The 19,169-nt window shown below is 67.1% G+C and carries 13 protein-coding genes, 1 tRNA gene and 4 pseudogenes; 13 read left to right on the top strand and 5 right to left on the bottom strand.

The annotated features are described in order from the left end of the window. Positions 1 to 46 precede the first annotated feature (46 nt). The 12 genes from ACZ1HC_RS15120 to iolB all read left to right on the top strand — a co-directional run bounded on the left by ACZ1HC_RS15120 (position 47) and on the right by iolB (position 14,282). Positions 47 to 1,075: a LacI family DNA-binding transcriptional regulator gene (locus ACZ1HC_RS15120; RefSeq protein ID WP_472700688.1), complete on the top strand. Its 1,029-nt coding sequence runs from the start codon at positions 47 to 49 to the stop codon at positions 1,073 to 1,075. A 247-nt stretch (positions 1,076 to 1,322) separates the two neighbouring features. Beyond that, positions 1,323 to 2,264, top strand: a complete 942-nt coding sequence (locus tag ACZ1HC_RS15115; protein ID WP_472700687.1) for a sugar ABC transporter substrate-binding protein — start codon at positions 1,323 to 1,325, stop codon at positions 2,262 to 2,264. A gap of 58 nt (positions 2,265 to 2,322) precedes the next feature. After that, the gene (locus ACZ1HC_RS15110) at positions 2,323 to 3,861 is read left to right on the top strand and encodes a sugar ABC transporter ATP-binding protein (RefSeq protein WP_472700686.1); all 1,539 of its coding nucleotides are present in this window, start codon (positions 2,323 to 2,325) and stop codon (positions 3,859 to 3,861) included. Positions 3,862 to 3,873: 12 nt separating this feature from the next. Further along, positions 3,874 to 4,893: an ABC transporter permease gene (locus tag ACZ1HC_RS15105; protein ID WP_472700685.1), complete on the top strand. Its 1,020-nt coding sequence runs from the start codon at positions 3,874 to 3,876 to the stop codon at positions 4,891 to 4,893. A 67-nt stretch (positions 4,894 to 4,960) separates the two neighbouring features. Beyond that, complete coding sequence (locus ACZ1HC_RS15100; protein WP_472700684.1) at positions 4,961 to 5,890, top strand: substrate-binding domain-containing protein; 930 nt, start codon at positions 4,961 to 4,963, stop codon at positions 5,888 to 5,890. A 33-nt stretch (positions 5,891 to 5,923) separates the two neighbouring features. Then, positions 5,924 to 6,823 (top strand): sugar phosphate isomerase/epimerase family protein, encoded by a 900-nt coding sequence (locus tag ACZ1HC_RS15095; protein ID WP_472700683.1) that lies wholly within the window; start codon positions 5,924 to 5,926, stop codon positions 6,821 to 6,823. Between the two features lie 8 nt (positions 6,824 to 6,831). Continuing rightward, a complete protein-coding gene (locus tag ACZ1HC_RS15090) occupies positions 6,832 to 7,839 on the top strand; it encodes a Gfo/Idh/MocA family protein (protein ID WP_472700682.1) in 1,008 nt (335 codons plus the stop codon). 7 nt (positions 7,840 to 7,846) lie between these two features. Further along, positions 7,847 to 8,632, top strand: coding sequence for a TIM barrel protein (locus tag ACZ1HC_RS15085; protein ID WP_472700681.1), 786 nt, complete (start codon positions 7,847 to 7,849; stop codon positions 8,630 to 8,632). A 20-nt stretch (positions 8,633 to 8,652) separates the two neighbouring features. Continuing rightward, positions 8,653 to 10,584 (top strand): bifunctional 5-dehydro-2-deoxygluconokinase/5-dehydro-2-deoxyphosphogluconate aldolase, encoded by a 1,932-nt coding sequence (locus tag ACZ1HC_RS15080; protein ID WP_472700680.1) that lies wholly within the window; start codon positions 8,653 to 8,655, stop codon positions 10,582 to 10,584. A gap of 62 nt (positions 10,585 to 10,646) precedes the next feature. Continuing rightward, positions 10,647 to 12,485, top strand: coding sequence for a 3D-(3,5/4)-trihydroxycyclohexane-1,2-dione acylhydrolase (decyclizing) (gene iolD, locus ACZ1HC_RS15075; RefSeq protein WP_472700679.1), 1,839 nt, complete (start codon positions 10,647 to 10,649; stop codon positions 12,483 to 12,485). An 11-nt stretch (positions 12,486 to 12,496) separates the two neighbouring features. Continuing rightward, positions 12,497 to 13,408, top strand: a complete 912-nt coding sequence (iolE, locus tag ACZ1HC_RS15070) for a myo-inosose-2 dehydratase (protein ID WP_472700678.1) — start codon at positions 12,497 to 12,499, stop codon at positions 13,406 to 13,408. A gap of 67 nt (positions 13,409 to 13,475) precedes the next feature. Next, positions 13,476 to 14,282 (top strand): 5-deoxy-glucuronate isomerase, encoded by an 807-nt coding sequence (gene iolB / locus ACZ1HC_RS15065; protein WP_472700677.1) that lies wholly within the window; start codon positions 13,476 to 13,478, stop codon positions 14,280 to 14,282. Positions 14,283 to 14,379: 97 nt separating this feature from the next. Here the strand turns inward: iolB and ACZ1HC_RS15060 are convergent. Then, positions 14,380 to 14,520, bottom strand: a pseudogene (locus ACZ1HC_RS15060) (integrase core domain-containing protein); the annotation flags it as partial. 90 nt (positions 14,521 to 14,610) lie between these two features. After that, positions 14,611 to 15,018, bottom strand: a pseudogene (locus ACZ1HC_RS15055) (transposase); the annotation flags it as partial. A 22-nt stretch (positions 15,019 to 15,040) separates the two neighbouring features. Between ACZ1HC_RS15055 and ACZ1HC_RS15050 the strand changes: the two are divergent. Beyond that, positions 15,041 to 15,640 (top strand): annotated as a pseudogene (locus tag ACZ1HC_RS15050) (IS3 family transposase); the annotation flags it as partial. Positions 15,641 to 16,474: 834 nt separating this feature from the next. Here ACZ1HC_RS15050 and ACZ1HC_RS15045 read toward each other — a convergent pair. The 3 genes and pseudogenes from ACZ1HC_RS15045 to ACZ1HC_RS15035 form a co-directional block, all read right to left on the bottom strand. Continuing rightward, positions 16,475 to 16,550: transfer RNA gene (locus ACZ1HC_RS15045), tRNA-Ala, on the bottom strand. A gap of 186 nt (positions 16,551 to 16,736) precedes the next feature. After that, positions 16,737 to 17,822, bottom strand: a pseudogene (locus ACZ1HC_RS15040) (cytochrome P450); the annotation flags it as partial. Between the two features lie 110 nt (positions 17,823 to 17,932). Further along, on the bottom strand, positions 17,933 to 19,117 hold the full coding sequence (locus tag ACZ1HC_RS15035; RefSeq protein ID WP_472700676.1) for a hypothetical protein: 1,185 nt from the start codon (positions 19,115 to 19,117) through the stop codon (positions 17,933 to 17,935). Between the last annotated feature and the right edge of the window lie 52 nt (positions 19,118 to 19,169).

Raw genomic sequence — 19,169 nt, 5'->3', positions numbered from 1 at the left:
CCCTCAGGATTCTGACGGATCACATCACAACCGCAGGAGGGGCCTGATGCGCCGTCCGACCATCGCCGATCTGGCCCGCGAGGCGGGCGTCAGCCTGGCCACCGCCGACCGCGTGCTGAACGGCCGCCTGAAGGTGCGCGAGGAAACCGCCCGCCGCGTGCAGGACGCCGCGCAGCGCATCGGATACCACGGCGCGAACGCCATCCGCGCGCGGCTGATGGCGGAACTGCCCGAGCTGCACGTGGCGCTGATCCTGCAGAAGGAACGGCATCCCTTCTATCAGGACTTCGCGCGCGAATTTCAGGATCAGGCGGCGCAGGTCACCACGCACCGGGTGCGGGTGACGGTGCGGTTCGCGCAATCGACCCTGCCGGGGGAACTGGAACAACTGCTGACCTCGATGGCGGGCAAGGTCGATGCGGTGGCGGCCACGGGACTGGATCACCACAAGGTCACGGCGGCTGTCAGCGACCTGCGCGCGCGGGGCATCCCCACCTTTTCCCTTCTGTCCGATTTCGCCCAAGGGGTGCGAGAAAGCTATGTCGGCACCAACAACATCAAGGTCGGCCGTTCGGCGGGCTGGCTGATTTCCAGGATCGCCCGCAGGCCCGGCAAGGTCGCGGTCTTCATCGGCGGACACCGCTTTCATGGCCACGAACTGCGCGAAACCGGCTTTCGCAGCTATTTCCGCGAATACGCCCCCGACTTCGAACTGCTGAACCCCCAGGTGAACCTGGAAACCCGGCAGCTGACCCACGAGGCGGTGACCGAACTGCTGGAACGCCACAACGACATCGTCGGAATCTATTGCGCGGGCGGCGGCATGGAGGGCGCCATCGCCGCCCTGCGCGAATTGCGCAAGCCGGGCGACGTGGCGCTGGTCGTCAACGAGCTGACCCCGGATTCGCGCGAGGCCCTGCAGGACCGCACCCTGTCCGTCGTCATCAGCACCCCCCTGCGCCAGGTCTGCCAGGAAACCATCGCCCTGATGATCCACGCCCGCGATCACGGGCTGACCGACAATCCGGGCCAGCGGTTCCTGCCCTTCCAGATCTGGACCCCGGAAAGCCTGTGAGTGAAATCCATCACGCGGACCGTCATTTTCCATCACGGATGATGGTTTTGCCGGTCATGCCGTGATTGACCCACTGGCAGCCCTCGGTGATCTTCCCCTTGCGACGGGATGAGGAGAATCATCGTCGCCGCCTGCCGAAGGACCGCACCGACCAGAAACCCCCCATCCGCAGGGGTGGCCGCCTGCACCCTTCCGGCCCGAGGTAACGAATGAAGGCGCGACGGGCGCCACCAGTGGAGGGAAGACCATGAAGCGACTGCTGACGGCGACCGCGATCTGCGCGGTGATGGGGACGGCGGCCCAGGCCGAGAACATCGGGGTGTCGATGGCGCTGTTCGACGACAACTTCCTGACCGTGCTGCGCAACGGGATGCAGGACCACGCGGCCAGCCTGGATGACGTGACCCTGCAGATCGAAGATGCGCAGAACGACGTCGGCAAGCAGTTGAACCAGATCCAGAACTTCGTGGCCTCGGGCGTGGACGCGATCATCGTGAACCCGGTCGATACCGATGCCACCGTCGCCATGTCTCAGGCCGCAGCCGATGCGGGCATCCCGCTGGTCTATGTCAACCGCGAGCCCGTGAACGTGGACAGCCTTCCGGAAAACCAGGCCTTCGTGGCCTCCGACGAAAGGGAATCCGGCACGCTGGAAACCCAGGAGATCTGCCGCCTTCTGAAAGAGGCCGGAAAGACCGAGGCCAAGGCCGTCGTCCTGATGGGAGAGCTGTCGAACCAGGCCGCCCGGATGCGCACCCAGGACATCAAGGACGTGATCGCCACGCCCGAATGCAGCTTCATCCAGATCGTCGAGGAGCAGACGGCGAACTGGTCGCGAACCCAGGCGGCCGACCTGATGACGAACTGGATCACCTCGGGCCTGGAATTCGACGCGGTGATTTCCAACAACGACGAAATGGCCATCGGCGCGATCCAGGCGCTGAAATCCGCGGGCATGTCCATGGACGACATCATCATCGGCGGCGTGGACGCGACCCAGGACGCGCTGGCGGCGATGGAGGCGGGCGACCTGGACGTGACCGTCTTCCAGAACGCCGCCGGCCAGGGGCAGGGGGCGGTGGACACGGCTCTGAAACTCGCGCGCGGCGAGGAGACCGAGACCAAGGTCTATGTCCCCTTCGAACTGGTGACGCCCGAGAACCTGGCCGACTACCAGGCCCGGAACTGAAATCGCGGCCGGGGCGGCTTTCCGTCCCGGCATCCTTTCCCCAACCGGAGGACAGACGATGGTCAGTCCAAGGACAGCCGCCGCCATCGACCGCGTCCATGCCGCCATCGAGCGCGAGGGCGTGTTGTCGATCAGCGGCATCCGCAAGGAATTTCCGGGCGTCCTGGCGCTGGACGACGTGCAGCTGCGCATTCGCCGGGGCACCGTCCATGCCCTGATGGGAGAGAACGGGGCGGGCAAGTCCACGCTGATGAAGATCATCGCTGGCGTTTATCAGCCCGACGCGGGCGAGATCCGGCTCCGCGGGCAGGTCGTGTCGTTGCGGTCGCCCCTGGACGCACTGGACCAGGGGATCTCGATGATCCACCAGGAACTGGCGCTGATGAACTGGATGACGGTGGCCGAGAACATCTGGATCCGGCGTGAACCGAAGAACCGTTTCGGTCTGATCGACCACGCGAAGATGGCGCAGATGACGGCCGAGCTGTTCGCGCGTCTGAACATCGCCCTCGACCCCCGCGCGCAGGTCAGCGAGTTGACGGTCGCGCAAAAGCAGATGGTCGAGATCGCCAAGGCGGTGTCCCACAATTCCGACGTCCTCATCATGGACGAACCCACCTCGGCCCTGACCGAACGCGAGGTGGACCACCTGTTCGCCATCATCCGCGACCTGCGCCAACGCGGCATCGGCATCGTCTACATCACCCACAAGATGAACGAGCTGTTCGAGATCGCCGACGAGTTCACCGTCTTCCGGGACGGCAAGTATGTGGGCACCCATAACGCCAGGGACGTGACCCGCGACGACATCATCCGCATGATGGTCGGCCGCGAGATCACCAACATGTTCCCCAAGGTCGATTGCCCCATCGGCGAGACGATCCTGGAGGTCAGGAACCTGACCCTGCCCGGCGTCTTCCACGACGTGTCCTTTTCCCTGCGGCGGGGCGAGATCCTGGGCGTGGCCGGCCTGGTCGGATCGAAGAGATCGAACGTGGCCGAGGCGCTGTTCGGCGTGACACCCGCCGCGTCGGGCGAGATCCTGATCGACGGCGCGCCCGTCACCATCGCCACGCCGGCGCAGGCCATGGCCCACGGCATGGCCTTCCTGACCGAGGACCGCAAGGAAACCGGCTGCTTCCTGACGCTCGATTGCCTGGAGAACATCCAGTCCGCGCTGATCACCCGCAGCCATGTGAAACACGGCTTCGTCCAGCAGCGCGAGGTCAACGCCTTGGCCGAGGACATGGCCCGCACGCTGCGCGTCAAGACACCGGACCTTCAGGAAACGGTGGAAAACCTGTCGGGCGGCAACCAGCAGAAGCTGCTGATCGCGCGCTGGCTTCTGACCAGGCCCCGGATCCTGATCCTTGACGAACCCACGCGCGGCATCGACGTGGGCGCGAAATCCGAAATCCACCGCCTGATCACGGAACTGGCCGCGCAGGGCGTGGCGGTGCTGATGATCTCGTCGGAACTGCCCGAGGTGCTGGGCATGTCCGACCGCATCATGGTCATGCACGAGGGCCATGTCTCGGGCTTCCTGGACCGGGCCGAGGCCGATCAGGTCAAGATCATGTCGCTTGCGGCGAAGTAAGGGAACATCCTCATGAGCAGCCAAGACATCACCGCCCGCAGCGCCCCGCGCGTCCACCGCAAGCTTCCGGCCGAGGTCAACATCCTGCTGGTCCTGATCGGCATCGCGCTGGTCTTCGAGATCCTGGGCTGGATCTTCCAGGGCCAGTCGTTCCTGTTCTCGTGGAACCGGCTGAAGATCATGATCCTGCAGGTGTCGGTGATCGGCATCATCGCCGTGGGGGTGACGCAGGTCATCATCTCGGGCGGGATCGACCTGTCGTCGGGCTCCGTGGTGGGGGCGGTGGCGATGGTCGCCATGTCCTTCGCCCAGGTCTCGACCTATGCCCGCGCGGTCTATCCGTCGCTGACCGACCTGCCGATGATCGTGCCCTTGCTGATCGGGCTTGGCTGCGGGGCCGTCGTGGGGCTGATCAACGGCTGGCTGATCGCCTATACCAAGATCCCGCCCTTCATCGCCACCCTGGGCACGATGGTCACCGTGCGCGGCTTCGCCAAGTGGTACACCAAGGGCCAGCCCATCAGCTTTCCCACCGAAGGCTTCGCCTGGATCGGATCGGGCATGATGCCGGTGGTGATCTTCATCCTGGTCGCCGCGATCTTCCACGTGGCGATGAAATACACCCGCTACGGCAAGTTCACCTATGCCATCGGCGCCAATGCCCAGGCCGCCCGCGTATCGGGCATCGACGTGGAGCGCCATCTGGTCAAGGTCTATGTGATCGCCGCGATGCTGGCGGCGCTTGCCGGGATGGTGGTGGCGGCCCGCGGCCAGACGGCGCAGGCGGGGATGGGCCTGGCCTATGAACTCGACGCCATCGCCATGGCGGTGATCGGGGGCGTGTCGCTCAACGGCGGGCGCGGGTCGATCCTGGGCACGGCCATCGGCATGGTGATCTTCGGGGTCATCATCTCGGGCTTCACGTTCCTGCGGCTGGACGCCTACTACCAGGAAATGATCAAGGGGGCGATCGTCGTGGCTGCCGTGGTGGCCGATGTGCATCGTCAGCGCAAGCGCCGCAAGACCAGCTGAAACAGCGCGCGGCCCGGCCGACCGGACCGCCCCGGCACCTGCCCGAATACGCCCAAGGACAACAGCCATGACCAGATTGATCGCCACCACCGCCCTCTGCCTGTCGCTTGCCGTTCCGGCGCCTGCCGAGACGCGGATCGGCGTCACCATGACCTCGTTCGACAACCCCTTCCTGACGATCCTGCTGAACGGCATCCGGGTCGAGGCGGAACGCACCGAAGGCGTCACCCTGTCGGTCGAGGATGCCCAGCTGGACGTGGCCAGGCAACTGAACCAGGTCCAGAACTTCGTGGCCAACGGCGTGGACGCGATCATCGTGAACGCCGTCGATGGCGATTCGACGACGGCCATCACCGCCACGGCAACGGCGGCGGGCATCCCGCTGATCTACGTGAACCACCCGCCCGCCGAACTGGAAAGCGGGATGCCCGCCGGCACCGCCTATGTGGGCTCCCGGGAAACGGATGCGGGCCGTCTGGAAGCCGCCGCCGTCTGCGCGGCGCTGAAGGACCGCGAGGATCCCAAAGCCGTGATCCTGATGGGCCCGCTGGAAAACCACGCCGCCCTGGTGCGCACCAGGATGGTCGAGGAAGCCTTTGCCAAGCCCGACTGCCGCGTGGAGATCATCGAAAAGCAGGTCGCCAACTGGAACCGCGTTCAGGCCCAGGATCTGGTCACGTCCTGGATGACGGCGGGCCTGGAGTTCGACGCCATCGTCGCCAACAACGACGAGATGGCCATCGGCGCGGCGCAGGCCCTGGCCGCGACCACCGGCAAGGGCGACATCGTCATCGCAGGCATCGACGCCACCGCCGACGGGCTGGCCGCGATGGAGGCCGGGCAGATGGACGTGACCGTCTATCAGAACGCCACCGGCCAGGGCGAGCAGGCCGTCAAGGCTGCGGTTGCTGCCGCGAACGGCGAGAGGATCGAGTCCGAGCACTGGATCCCCTTCGAGCCGGTCACGCCCCGGAACATGGCCGACTACCGGAACTAACCGGCCCTTCGGACAGGACACAGGACCGCCATCATGCGCATTGCCATCGACCCGTTCATGCACCGCCACCTGCCGCTCGAGGCGATCCCCGCCAAGGTCAAGGAGCTTGGTTATGACTGGATCGAACTGTCCCCCCGGGGCGATTTCCTGGAATGGTTCAAGGCGCCGCGCGTGTTCCCCGACCGCATCAAGGTGCTGAAACAGGCGCTGAAGGACGCGGAAGTGGGCATCGCGTCGCTGCTGCCGATGTATCGCTGGGCTTCCAGCGATGAGGTCGAACGCCAGGCCGCCGTGCGTCACTGGAAGCGCGCCATCGAGATCGCGGTGGAACTGGGCGTGGACACCATGAACAGCGAATTCGGCCGCGGACCCCATCCGGACAAGGGCAGCTGCTATTGCTGCCACACCGGGTCGATGATCGAGGCCTGCGAGGACGCCTGGTGGCGCAGCATCGAGGAGCTGGTCCCGATCCTGGAACGCGAGGGGATCCAGCTCAACGTCGAACCCCATCCCGAGGACTGGTGCGAGACGATCCAGCCCGCGCTGGACATCATCCGCACGGTGAACTCGAAGGCGGTGAAGTTCCTGTATTGCGCGCCGCACACCTTCTATTTCGGCGACGACACCGTGGCGATGCTGCGCGAGGCAGCCGACGTGCTGGCCCATGTCCATGTGGGCGACACCTTCAACCACAAGGCATCAAGCGGCCTGCGCTATATCCTGAACCCGCCGGGCACGCAGGCGCGCGTCCACCAGCACCTCGACATCGGCCAGGGCGAGGTGCCTTGGGACGACTTCTTCGGCACGCTGGCGGAAATCGGCTTCGACGGCATCATGACCGCCTGCGTCTTCGCCTGGGAAGACAGGGCCGACCACTCCGGGCGCTTCATGCGGGCGGAGATGCAGAAATACATCGATCAATATTGGAAGTGAGACCCCACATGACCGTCAGAATTGGTGTCATCGGCACCGGAGCCATCGGCCGCGACCACGCCCGCCGCATCAACCAGGTGCTGCAGGGCGGCACCATCACCGCGCTGTCGGACGTGAACCGCGCCTCGGCCGAGGCGGTCCGCACCGACATCGCCCCCGAGGCCACCGTCTTCGCCACGGGCGAGGAGCTGATTGCCTCGGATCAGGTGGATGCCGTGCTGGTCACGTCCTGGGGCGCGACGCATGAGCAATACGTGTTGGCCGCCATCGCCGCCGGCAAGCCCTGTTTCTGCGAAAAGCCGCTGGCCACGACTGCCGAGGGCGCCAAGCGCATCGTCGATGCCGAGGTGGCCCTGGGACGCCGCCTGGTCCAGGTGGGCTTCATGCGCCGTTACGACGAAGGCTACGTCGCGCTGAAGGCCGCGCTGGCGCGGACCGGCGCACCGCTCATGGTCCACGCCGCCCACCGCAACCCTTCGGTGCCCGAAGCCTACACCACCCCCATGGCGATCCACGACACGCTGATCCACGAGATCGACGTGTTCCGCTGGCTGCTGGACGACGACTACGTGTCCGCCCGCGTGACCTTCCCCCGGTCCTGCGCGCGCACCCACGCGAAACTGCGCGATCCGCAGATCGTCACGCTCACGACCGCCAGGGGCGTGGTCATCGACACCGAAATCTTCGTGAACTGCCACTACGGCTATGACATCCAGTGCGAGGTCGTGGGCGAAGACGGCACGGCAAAGCTGCCCGAGCCGATGGCCGTTCAGATGCGCCTGAACGCGACCCTGCAGAACCCCATCCTGACCGACTGGAAGGACCGCTTCGTGGCCTCCTACGACGTGGAATTGCAGGATTTCCTGAAGGCCGCCGCGCTTGGCACCGCCTCGGGCCCGACCTCCTGGGACGGCTACATGGCCGCCGTCACCTCTGATGCCTGCGTCCAGGCGCAGGAAGCCGAGGGCGAGTCCGTCGCCATCACCTATCCCGACCGCCCCGCCCTTTTCGCCTGAGGCCCTCATGCGCTTTGCCCTGAACCACATCGCCGCGCCCAAGCTGCCGCTGCCCGACTTCTTCGCGGCAGCCCGCGAGTTGAGCGTCACCGAAGTCGAGATCCGCAACGACCTGCCCGATATCGTCGGCACCTGGGACCCTGCCGAGGTGAAGGCCGAGGCCGAGAAGGCGGGCGTCACCATCGTCTCGATCAATGCGCTTTACCCCTTCAACGTCTGGTCCGGCGACCTGCCCGCGCGGGCCGAGGCGATGGCCGATTACGCGAGCGCCTGCGGGGCCAAGGCGCTGGTCATGTGCCCGCTGAACGACGGCACGCCGGTCGCGTTCGACGGCCTGATGGGCGCGCTGCGGGCGATGAAGACGATCCTCGACACGCGCGGGCTGATCGGGCTGGTCGAACCGCTGGGCTTCCCGATTTCATCGCTGCGGACCAAGGCCGAGGCGATCCGCGCCATCCAGGCGGCTGGCGGGGAAGGCACCTACAAGCTGATGCACGACACCTTCCACCATCACCTTGCTGGGGAAACCGCGTTCTTCCCGGACTGGACCGGACTTGTCCATATCTCGGGCGTGGTCGATCCGGCGGTGTCGGTGGCCGACATGCTGGACGCCCACCGCGTGCTGGTGGACGGCGCGGATCGGCTGGAAAACCTTCCCCAGATCCGGGCGCTGCTGGACGCGGGCTATGACGGCCCCTTCAGCTTCGAACCCTTCGCCCCCGAAGTTCATCAGGCCGCCGATCCCAAGGGTGCGGTGAAGGCCAGCATGGCCTTCGTTTCCGCGCAGCTTTGACCCAAGACAGGACCGATCCCATGACCAGGACCCTCGACCTTGTGACCATCGGCCGTTCCAGCATCGACCTTTACGGCGCGCAGGTGGGCGGGCGGCTTGAGGACATGGGGTCGTTTCGCAAATATATCGGCGGCAGCCCCACCAACATCGCCTGCGGGACGGCGCGGCTGGGGCTGCGGTCGGGGCTGATCACGCGGGTGGGCGACGAACATATGGGCCGCTTCATCCGTGAGCAGCTGGTGCGCGAAGGCGTGGACGTGCGCGGCGTCAGGACCGATCCCGACCGTCTGACCGCCCTGGTGATCCTGGGTATCCGCGACCAGGAGCAGTTTCCGCTGATATTCTATCGCAGCGACTGTGCCGACATGGCCCTGTGCGAGGATGACATCGACGAAGGGCTGATCGCTGATACCCGCGCGGTTCTGGCCACGGGAACGCACCTCTCCCATCCCCGAACCGAAGCTGCCGTCATCAAGGCGCTGCGGCTGGCCCGCAAGCACGGGGCGCGGACAGCGCTGGACATCGATTATCGTCCGAACCTCTGGGGGCTGGCGGGGCATGGCGCGGGGGAAAGCCGCTTCGTGGAAAGCGCGGCGGTTACGGCCAAGCTGCAAGGGACGCTGCACCTGTTCGATCTGATTGTTGGCACTGAGGAGGAGTTCCACATCGCCGGCGGCACCACCGATACGGTGGCCGCGCTGCGGGCCGTGCGCAATGCCACTGACGCGACCCTGGTCTGCAAGCGGGGGGCCGCGGGTGCTGTGGCCTTTACCGGCGCCATTCCCGACAGCCTGGACCAGGGCGAGGCGGGACCGGGCTTTCCCATCGAGGTGTTCAACGTCCTGGGCGCGGGTGACGGCTTCTTTTCCGGGCTGATGAAGGGCTGGCTGGACGGCGAGCCCTGGCCGCGCGCCCTGGAATACGCCAACGCCTGCGGCGCGCTGGCGGTCAGCCGGCACGGCTGCACGCCGGCCTATCCCTCGCTGGCTGAACTGGAGTTCTTCCTCAGGCGCGGGGTGGTGCGGCCGGACCTCAGGAACGACGCGGAACTGGAACAGGTCCACTGGGCCACCAACCGGCACCGCCGCACCGGGGGTGACTGGTCCACCATGCGGGTCTTTGCCTTCGACCACCGGATGCAGCTGGAACAGATGCCGGGATACACGCCCACAAAGGGCAGCGCCTTCAAGGAACTTTGCCTGCGGGCCGCGTTGCAGGTGCAGGGGGGTCGGCCGGGCTATGGCATCCTGTGCGACAACCGCATCGGGCGGGACGCGCTGCACGCGGCATCAGGGACGGGGTTGTGGATCGGGCGGCCCGCGGAATGGCCGGGATCGCGGCCCCTGGCGCTCGAGCCTGAACTGGGCCTCGACTGCGGGGGCCTGGAAGGGTGGGCGCGCGAGAACGTGGTGAAGGTCTTGTGCTTCTGCCACCCGGACGACGACCCGGCCACCCGGGCGGGGCAGGAGGAAACGGTCAAGCGGCTGTGGGAAGCCGCGCGCCGCAACGACCTGGAGTTCCTGCTGGAGATCATCCCCTCGAAGGTCGGCCCGGTGGACAACGAGACGACGGCCACCCTGATCCGGCAGTTCTATGCGGCGGGCGTCTATCCCGACTGGTGGAAGCTGGAGCCGATGCGCGAGGCCGTGGCCTGGCGAAAGGCCATCGCCGCCATCGAGGCGCACGACCCCCACACTCGCGGCATCGTCGTCCTCGGCCTTGACGCGCCCGAGGCGGAGCTGGCCGACAGCTTTGCGGTTGCCTCGGCCTTCCCGCTGGTCAAGGGTTTCGCGGTGGGACGCACCATCTTCGGCGCGGTCGCGCGGGCCTGGCTGGACGGCGACCTGACCGACGACGAGGCGGTGGGCGAGATGGCGCGGCGATATGCGCGCCTGTGCGGTCTCTGGGACAAGGCGCGCGCAGGCGCCGCGGACAGGCGGGGGGCGGCATGAACCGGCCTCTGGGCAGGAGCGGGACAGCCCTCACGACGACGGAACAGGCAAGAGGTGAAGGGATGAGCGCAACGATCAGGCTGACGGCGGCGCAGGCCATGGTCCGCTGGCTGTCGGTGCAGATGACGGAGGATGGCGAGCGGTTCATCGAGGGCTGCTGGGCGATCTTCGGGCACGGCAACGTGGCGGGAATCGGCGAGGCGCTGCACGGCATCGGCGAGGCCTTTCCGACCTGGCGCGGCCAGAACGAACAGACCATGTCCCATGCGGCCATCGCCTATGCCAAGGCCAAGGCGCGCAGGCGGGCGCAGGCCGTGACCTCCTCGATCGGGCCGGGGGCCACCAACATGGTGACCGCCGCGGCGCTGGCCCATGTGAACCGCCTGCCGGTGCTGCTGATCGCGGGCGATGTCTTTGCCAGCCGCCGCCCCGACCCGGTGCTGCAGCAGGTCGAGGATTTCGACGACGGCACCGTGTCCGCCAACGACTGCTTCCGCCCGGTGGTGCGCTACTTCGATCGCATCCAGCGGCCCGAGCAGCTTCTGACCGCGCTGCCCCGCGCGCTGCGGGTGATGACCGACCCCGCGGATTGCGGCCCCGTCTGCCTGGCCTTCTGCCAGGACACGCAGGCCGAAGCCTGGGACTGGCCCGAGGTGTTCTTCGAGCCGCGCACCTGGCGCATCCGGCGACCCGAACCCGATGCGGGGGAACTGGCGCGGGTGGCCGACCTGATCCGAAGGGCCGAACGTCCCGCCATCGTCGCGGGCGGCGGCGTGATCTATTCCGGCGCCGAGGCCGCGCTGTCGGCCTTTGCCGCCCGCCACGGCATCCCCGTCGCGGAAACGCAGGCGGGCAAGTCGGCGCTGGCGCAGGCCGACCCGATGAACTTCGGCGCATCCGGCGTGGACGGGTCTGCCGCCGCCAATGCGGTGCTGCGGGACGCGGATCTGGTGATCGGCGTCGGCACGCGGCTTCAGGACTTCACCACCGGATCGCGGACGATGTTCGCACCCGATGCGACGCTGGTGTCGATCAACGTGCAGGGCTACGACGCGATGAAGCATGCCGCCGAGCCGCTGGTGGCGGATGCGCGGGTCGCCCTGGAGAAGCTGACGGCGATGCTGGGCGATCACCGCGCGGCCTTCGATCCTGCCCCCCGCGCCGCTTGGCAGGCCGCCGTGAACGCCCATTGCGCGGCGCCTGCGTCCGGCAACGACCTGCCCAATGACGCGCAGGTGATCGGCGCCGTGCAGCGCGCCGCGCCGGAGGCCATCGCCATGTGCGCGGCCGGCACCATGCCCGGTGCGCTGAAGCTGTTGTGGCAGCCCGCGCAGGGCGGATACCACATGGAATACGGGTACAGCTGCATGGGCTACGAGATCGCCGGTGCCATGGGCATCAAGCTGGCCTGCCCGGACCGCGAGGTCATCTGCTTCGTGGGCGACGGCAGCTACATGATGGCCAACAGCGAACTGGCGACGGCGGTGATGCGGCGCATCCCCTTCACGGTCGTGCTGACCGACAACCGGGGCTATGGCTGCATCAACCGCCTGCAGCAGGTCTGCGGCGGCGCGCCCTTCAACAACATGTATGCGGACTGCAACGTCGCCGACCAGCCGCGCATCGACTATGTGGCCCATGCGGTGTCGATGGGCGCCCACGCGGTCAAGGCGGAAACCATCGCTGACCTGGAGGCGCAGATCATCGCCGCGCGGGGGCGAAGCGTCCCCACGGTGATCGTGATCGACACCACCGCCAAGGACGGCCCCGCCCAGGGGCTGACCGAGGAGGCGGGCCACTGGTGGGACGTGGCGGTCCCCGAGGTGGGTGCGACGGACAGCCTGCGCGACGCCTACACAACATACCTGCAAAACGCCGCCCGCGCGCGGCTGGTGAACTGAGGAAAGCATCCATGATCCGCTATGGCACCAACCCCATCGCCTGGGCCAATGACGACGACCAGACCATCGGCGCCCATATCCCCACCGAGCAAATCCTGCGCGAGGCGGGCCGCATCATCGGCTTCGACGGCATCGAGAACGGCCACCGCTGGCCCGACGACCCGCAGGCGCTCAAGGACTTGCTGGGGCGATACGGCCTGGCCTTTGTCTCGGGCTGGTATTCGACGAACCTGCTGGTCGGGTCGGTCGAGGACGAGATCGCGGCGGTCCAGCCGCATCTGGCGAAGCTCAAGGCCAATGATAGCAAGGTCTGCATCGTCTGCGAGTGTTCCAACACCGTGCATGGCGATCCCTGCGTGCCGGTGAACGACCGCCCGCGCCTGACGGCGGACGAGATGGCCGCATTCGGTGCGAAGATCGAGGCCTTCGCGGGCTATCTGGCGTCCCAGGGCGTGACCTTGGCCTATCACCACCATATGGGCACGGTTGTCGAATCGCCCGACGAGATCGACGCCTTCATGGCCGCGACGGGCCCCGCGACGCATCTGCTATTCGACGCAGGCCATTGCGCCTTCGGCGGCGGCGACCCGGCGGCGGTGCTGCGCCGGCACGCAAGGCGGGTGGCGCATTTCCATGCCAAGAACATCCGGACTGCCGTCACGCAACGGGTGCGCGCAGAGAACCTGTCCTTTCTGCAAGGGGTTTTGGCCGGGGCCTTCACCGTGCCGGGTGATCCCGACGGCACCATCGACTTCGTGCCGCTGCTGCGGATCCTGGCCGAGACGGGTTATGACGGCTGGCTCGTGATCGAGGCCGAGCAGGATCCGACGCTGCGCAGTCCGCTGGAATATCAGTCCATGGGGTTGAAGGCGCTGAAGGCTGCCGCAGTCGAGGCGGGGCTGGACCGCGCGGTTGCCGCCTGACGGCGGCGAAAGCCGGGGACCAGCCCCCGGCCCCCCGGGATATTTAACGTCCAAAGCAGGAGCGATCATGCCCGATCTTCTTCGCAGACCCTTCGGCACCCGTGGCGAGGTGCATCGGATCACGCCCGCGTCGGCGGGCTGGCGGTATGTGGGGTTCTCGCTTCACCGTCTGCGTGCGGGCGAGACGGCGGGCGAAGCGACCGGCGACAATGAGGTGATCCTGGTCATGGTCGAGGGAAAGGCCCGTATCCAGGCCGCGAGCCGGGACTGGGGAGAGCTGGGTGAGCGGATGGACGTATTCGAGAAGATCCCGCCGCATTGTCTCTATGTCCCGAATGGCCGGGACTGGCAGGCCGAGGCGGCGACCGATTGCACCATCGCTGTCTGCAGCGCGCCGGGACGGGGCGGACACCCCGCCCGGCGGATCGGTCCGGACGGCATCTCGCTGACGCAGCGGGGCAAGGGCCCCAACGCCCGCTGGATCAACAACATCGCCATGGAAGGCGAGGCCTGGTGTGACAGCCTGCTGGTGACCGAAGTCTTCACGCCCGCAGGCAACTGGTCCAGTTACCCAAGCCATCGTCATGACGAGGACGACTTTCCCCGTATCACCTACCTGGAGGAAACCTATTACCACCGCCTTAACCCCAAGGATGGCTGGGCCGTCCAGCGCGTCTATACCGATGACGGCAGCTTGGACGAGGTGATGGCGGTCAGGGACGGCGACGTGGTGCTGGTGCCGCGCGGCCACCATCCCTGCGGCGCGCCCCACGGGTTCGAGCTTTACTATCTCAACGTCATGGCAGGGCCTCGACGGGCATGGCGCTTCGTGGCGGCGCCAGAGATGGAGAGCGTGATCGAACGGGATGCGTGACCTGCCCCCGGAAGTCCCTTGCTGTGATGGAGAGTCTGCCCAACCTTGCGTTGCTCCCCAACCTTGGACCGCCGGATGCTGGAGCTTTCCGGCTTTTTCATGGCGACGGGCTGGCTGCGCCGCCGAGATAATGCGGGGCGATCGGGACGTTATATCCGATCGCGCTATGGGGTCGGTCCGCGTTGTAGTGCCTACGCCAATTCTCCAGCTTTTCCTGCGCGTCCGCTAGGCTCATGAAGTCGCCATTGTTGCGCTCTTGATCCGAGCGACAATGGGCTCTGATGCACAAATCGCGTGACGGCTGGAGATCCCCTTTCCCCGGACGGACTTATCCCGCGGCTTCCGTTACGGGGATGCCAAGGGCGGCGAAGCCGTTCGGGATGGCGACGGAGCTGGAACTCGGCGACCTGGCAGTCGAGGTCACGGGCGGTCAGGCGCCGGCCCAGCAGCTTGACGTAATGCATCTTGGTCGTGACGCGGCTTCGGCGGTGATAGCTGCTCCATCGTCGCCAGATGGTCCGGCCGAAGTGCCCTGATGCGCGCAGGGCCTCGTTGCAGGCGACTGCGCCTGCGGTGTCGGCTTCCATGGCCTGGCGTTCTTGCGGGGCGCAATGACCGCAGCTGCACCACGGGCGGCGATGGGGTCGTGGCACTTGCGTGTGTCGAAGGCGCCGTCGCCAGTGACGCTGCCGATCTCCCGATCGGGCGGGATCTGGTCCAGCAGCTCGGGCAGCATAACATTTGTGCAACAGAGTCGGATCAAGGCACAGATCGGCTACAGGCGCCGCCCCGGCAGCTATGGCGGCAAGCCGTCGGTCGCGGTCGACAACACCCTCGACCGGAAGTTCGACGTCGAGGCCCCAGACAAGGTTTGGTTGACCGATATTACCTATATCCAGACACAAGAAGGGTTCGCCTACCTCGCTGTGGTCATCGATCTTTACTCCCGGCGCGTGGTCGGCTGGTCCATGCAGAGCCGTCAGACGACAGATGTCGTTCTGCAGGTCCTGATGATGGCCATCTGGCGACGAAAGCCGAAGAACAAGGTGCTGATCCATTCAGATCAGGGCAGCCAGTTTACCAGCATGGACTGGGCCGCCTTCCTGCGTGCCCACGCTCTTGAGCATTCGATGAGCCGCTGTGGCAATTGCCACGACAATGCGGTGGCCGAGAGCTTCTTCAACCTGCTCAGGCGCGAAAGGATCAGACGCAGAACCTACCGGACGCGCGAAGAGGCAAGGCAGGACGTGTTCGATGACATCGAGATGTTCTACAACCCGAAGCGCAAACCTGCGAGAAACGGGATGCTGTCGCCTGCCGAGTTCGAGCGGCAACAGATGATGAGGCGGAAAGGCGTCGAAGAAACTCGGGGCTATTCATCTTCACTGATTGCCGGGCTGAAGCTTCACCTGACGATGATAGCCCACGTGGGCTGATCGCCATCATTGCCCGGTGGTCTTTCCGACAGCCCCGGACCAGCGCCTTGCTGGACAGGGTGTGATTGTCCGTCCTGCATTGCAGGATGAACCCGAAACCGATGCAATGGGTCGCAGCCGTATCACGAAGGCCTGCCTTCTGCCCAATCGGGACTCTTTCATCGCGGCCCAGCCCCTTGGTCTTGCGCCCTGCCTTCGCCCCTCTCGAGGTTCATCCTCTTGAGGGGGGGTCGTTCTCTGATCTCGCCCGGCCATCGGCCTGAAGCTGTTCCTGGAGATGACAGCCACCATGATCCGCCGACCATCATCGCCTTGTGGTCTTCCCCGATCATGGGCGCTGCGGGACTGGTGTGGGCAGCCGCCATCATCCGACCCCATCCTTGTCCCTTATCCATGGCGTGCCCTTCCCAGTGACTCTGGAAGGCCACCAACAGGTCCGCTGAAATTTCTGGCAGCCTAGCCGAGATGAAGGCCGAGTCTGCAGCATCCCTCCCTGCGCCTCTGCAGGGCTTCCGGTCATGGAGGATGTTCTGATGTTAAGCCCGTGAAGCCAGTCTAGGTAAGAAGGTCTTGGCAGCTTGCCTCGGCCCTTTCCTGCTACTGAAGCCGACAGACGAGCGGAACTGAATCACCCAGAGGATTTGCCCGGAGTTGTTCCTTGTCAACCCAAGTGGAATGCAGCAGGCAACATGATAGTGAATTTCATCTAAACCGATGAAAAGAAACAGTCCAGTATGCTGGCGGAGCCTATGATGCTGGTGGAGCCGAGGGGAATCGAACCCCTGGCCTCATCATTGCGAACGATGCGCTCTACCAACTGAGCTACGGCCCCACTGGCGCCCTTTTTCCGCGTCGGTGGGGGATTGTCAAGCGGATGATGCGCCCGGCCGGGGGTCAGGTGGATGGCGATTCCGTCGCGGCCGCGCAGGGTCAGGCGGGCCACCGGGACGGGCGGCACGGGGCCGGGGCGCAGGGTGAAGGCTCCGATCACGCGGGCCAGCATCACCACGCCCTCGATCATCGCCAAGCCCGCGCCGGGGCAGCTCCGCTCTCCGGCCGAGAAGGGGATGAAGGCGTCGCGGATGGCGGGGCGGCTTTCGGGGCGGGACCAGCGGGCGGGATCGAAGCCGTCGGGATCGTCCCACAGGCGGCGGTGGCGGTGCAGGTGCCAGGGCGACAGCACCAGTTGCGCGCCGCGCGGCACCGGGCGGCCGCGCAGCCTTTCCGGCCGCGCGGCCTGGCGAACCATCATCGGGACAGGGGGATAGAGGCGCAGGGCCTCGCGGAAGACCGCGCGCGTCACGCGCAGGGCACTGACGCCGGCCATGTCCGGGGTCAGCGCGGCGGCTTCGGCGGCGACGGCGTCCTGCCAGGGGGGATGGGCCGCCAGCAGCCACAGCGCCCAGCCAAGCGCGGCGGCGCTGGTCTCGTGGCCGGCCAGGAAGAAGATCGCCACCTGGTCCACCACCTCGGGCTGGGAAAAGCACCGGCCGGTCTGGGGGTCGGGCGTCGTCATGAGGCGGGTGGCAAAGTCGTCGGGGGCGTGGTCCCGGCGGATCGCCTGTTTCCGGTCGGCTACCAGATCGGCAATCAGGCTGCGGATCTGCAGCGCGGTGCTGCGGGTGCGGCGCGAGACCGGCCGGGGCATCCAGCGGGGCCAGGGCAGCAGCGCCGCCCAGTTCACGATGGGCTGGGCCTCTTGATGGGCGCGGAAGGCGGCGAACACGCGCGCCGCCGTGTCCTGTTCGACGGGCATCGAGAACAGCGCCCGGAAGATCACGTCGGCGGCGGCATGGCTGGCCTGGGGTTCGATGTCCTGAAGGCCCGGCTTCAGCCGCGCGACCAGGGCATCGGCGGCGGCGAAGATGGCGGGAAGCGTGTCGGGCAGCCTGCCGCCGTCGAAGGCCGGGTCGATGATGCGGCGCTGCGCGGCCCATTCGGCGCCGTTGGTCACGAAGACCGAATTGCCCAGAAGCGGCGCAAGTCCCACGCGCAGGCGGTCGGACTTGGGGAAGTCGCGGGGGCTGTCCCTGAGGATCAGGCGGACCAAGGCCGGGTCGTTGCACAGGAAGCTGTGGATCAGCGGGCTGCGGAACTCGGCCATCCAGGCGCCGAACAGGCGGTCGGGCAGGGCGGACAGCAGGTCGCGGCGAAAGGCGCGGGCCAGGCGCAGGACGCTGCCCCGCCCTTCGGCGGACCGGGGGCGGGGCGGGATCACGGCAGCCCCGGTCCGGCCGGGGTGGCGATGCGGCCCGGCGAATGCCTGCGGCCGGCAAAGCGGTCGGCCAGGGCGCGCGGCCCGGCGGTGATCGCGAAGTAATCATAGTCGCCCGGCTGCTCGAAGGCGCAGAGATATTGCAGATGCAGCCGGAACCACCGCCACCGCAGGTCGCGCTGCTGGCGCCGGGACAGCGTGCGGCTGAAGGCGGCCGACAGGACCAGCGGCCAGCGTTGGCCCGGCCCGGCGGCCCCCGTCACGGCGACCGGGTCGCACAGGGCGAAGCTGCAGGGGTCGCCGGGCGCGGTAACGTCCAGCCAGAACAGGTCCGGCCGTTCCGACAGGCAGGCCAGATCCGCCCGCAGCCGTTCCGCGCGCGGCAGGAAGGCCGCCATCGGCACGACATGGCCCAGCGTCAACAGCGACAGCGCCACGCCCTGCGGCCGCGTCCCGCCGCGCAGCAGATCGGCCACCATCGACACCGCCAGAGCGGCGCCCGAGGAATGGCCGACCACCAGAACCTCGTCGGCACCGGAGGCGAGCGCCTGGGCTAGGCTGTCGGTGAACCGCGCCAGCCGCGCCTCGAGCGGCGGGGGATAGGCGCCGTCCCGGCTGGCGGTGAAGGCATAGTCGTGCATCAGGTAATAGGCGAACAGGCGGTGGTCCAGGGACCGCAGCACCGCCAGCATCCCCCAGGCGGCCGCCGTGGCGCAGGGCGGGGCCAGCCAGGGCCGGCCGGTCAGCGCGGCCGCGGCCCAGCCCGCCAGCCCCGCCACCAGCAGCGCGCCCAGAAGCTGCCCCGCCAGCATCGCCAGGGGATACAGCGCCGCCAGCACCGGGCCCCGGCGCAGCCGCATCAGCCGCCGTAGCGCCCCCGACCACAGATAGAGACGGGCCACGCGCAGCATCTGCGCATAGGTGCCGGCGATCCCTGCGGTCATCGAGGCCCGGACCAGATCGGACCAGACCATGACCTCGATCCGCGACCGGGCCTCGCCTTCGGGAAACCGCGCCTCGACCGTCCAGCCGGGGCCCGCCGCGCCCGCCCGCATCGTCAGGTCATAGCCGCTGATCGCGGCCTGCTTGCCCGATTCGCGGCGATACAACTCCCGGTAGCGGCGCGGAGGCATGGGATCGAAGCCCGGAACATACAGAACCAGGCGGCGGAAAGGGCGGGTCATGGTCAATCCGTGATGGTCCGGCGCAGAATAGGCCGGCCTGCGGATCCCGCAA

Source organism: Paracoccus sp. BR5-17, assembly GCF_055693925.1.
Note: the sequence above shows the minus strand (reverse complement) of the source record. Positions and strands in the feature narration are given on the sequence as shown.

Bases quoted from the DNA above. Each gene is read 5' to 3' on its own strand.
- ACZ1HC_RS15080 (WP_472700680.1), top strand. From the start codon at position 8,653: ATGACCAGGACCCTCGACCTTGTGACCATCGGCCGTTCCAGCATCGAC.
- ACZ1HC_RS15100 (WP_472700684.1), top strand. From the start codon at position 4,961: ATGACCAGATTGATCGCCACCACCGCCCTCTGCCTGTCGCTTGCCGTT.
- ACZ1HC_RS15095 (WP_472700683.1), top strand. From the start codon at position 5,924: ATGCGCATTGCCATCGACCCGTTCATGCACCGCCACCTGCCGCTCGAG.
- ACZ1HC_RS15085 (WP_472700681.1), top strand. From the start codon at position 7,847: ATGCGCTTTGCCCTGAACCACATCGCCGCGCCCAAGCTGCCGCTGCCC.
- ACZ1HC_RS15105 (WP_472700685.1), top strand. From the start codon at position 3,874: ATGAGCAGCCAAGACATCACCGCCCGCAGCGCCCCGCGCGTCCACCGC.
- ACZ1HC_RS15115 (WP_472700687.1), top strand. From the start codon at position 1,323: ATGAAGCGACTGCTGACGGCGACCGCGATCTGCGCGGTGATGGGGACG.
- ACZ1HC_RS15110 (WP_472700686.1), top strand. From the start codon at position 2,323: ATGGTCAGTCCAAGGACAGCCGCCGCCATCGACCGCGTCCATGCCGCC.
- iolB (WP_472700677.1), top strand. From the start codon at position 13,476: ATGCCCGATCTTCTTCGCAGACCCTTCGGCACCCGTGGCGAGGTGCAT.
- ACZ1HC_RS15090 (WP_472700682.1), top strand. From the start codon at position 6,832: ATGACCGTCAGAATTGGTGTCATCGGCACCGGAGCCATCGGCCGCGAC.
- iolE (WP_472700678.1), top strand. From the start codon at position 12,497: ATGATCCGCTATGGCACCAACCCCATCGCCTGGGCCAATGACGACGAC.
- ACZ1HC_RS15120 (WP_472700688.1), top strand. From the start codon at position 47: ATGCGCCGTCCGACCATCGCCGATCTGGCCCGCGAGGCGGGCGTCAGC.
- iolD (WP_472700679.1), top strand. From the start codon at position 10,647: ATGAGCGCAACGATCAGGCTGACGGCGGCGCAGGCCATGGTCCGCTGG.
- ACZ1HC_RS15035 (WP_472700676.1), bottom strand. From the start codon at position 19,117: ATGACCCGCCCTTTCCGCCGCCTGGTTCTGTATGTTCCGGGCTTCGAT.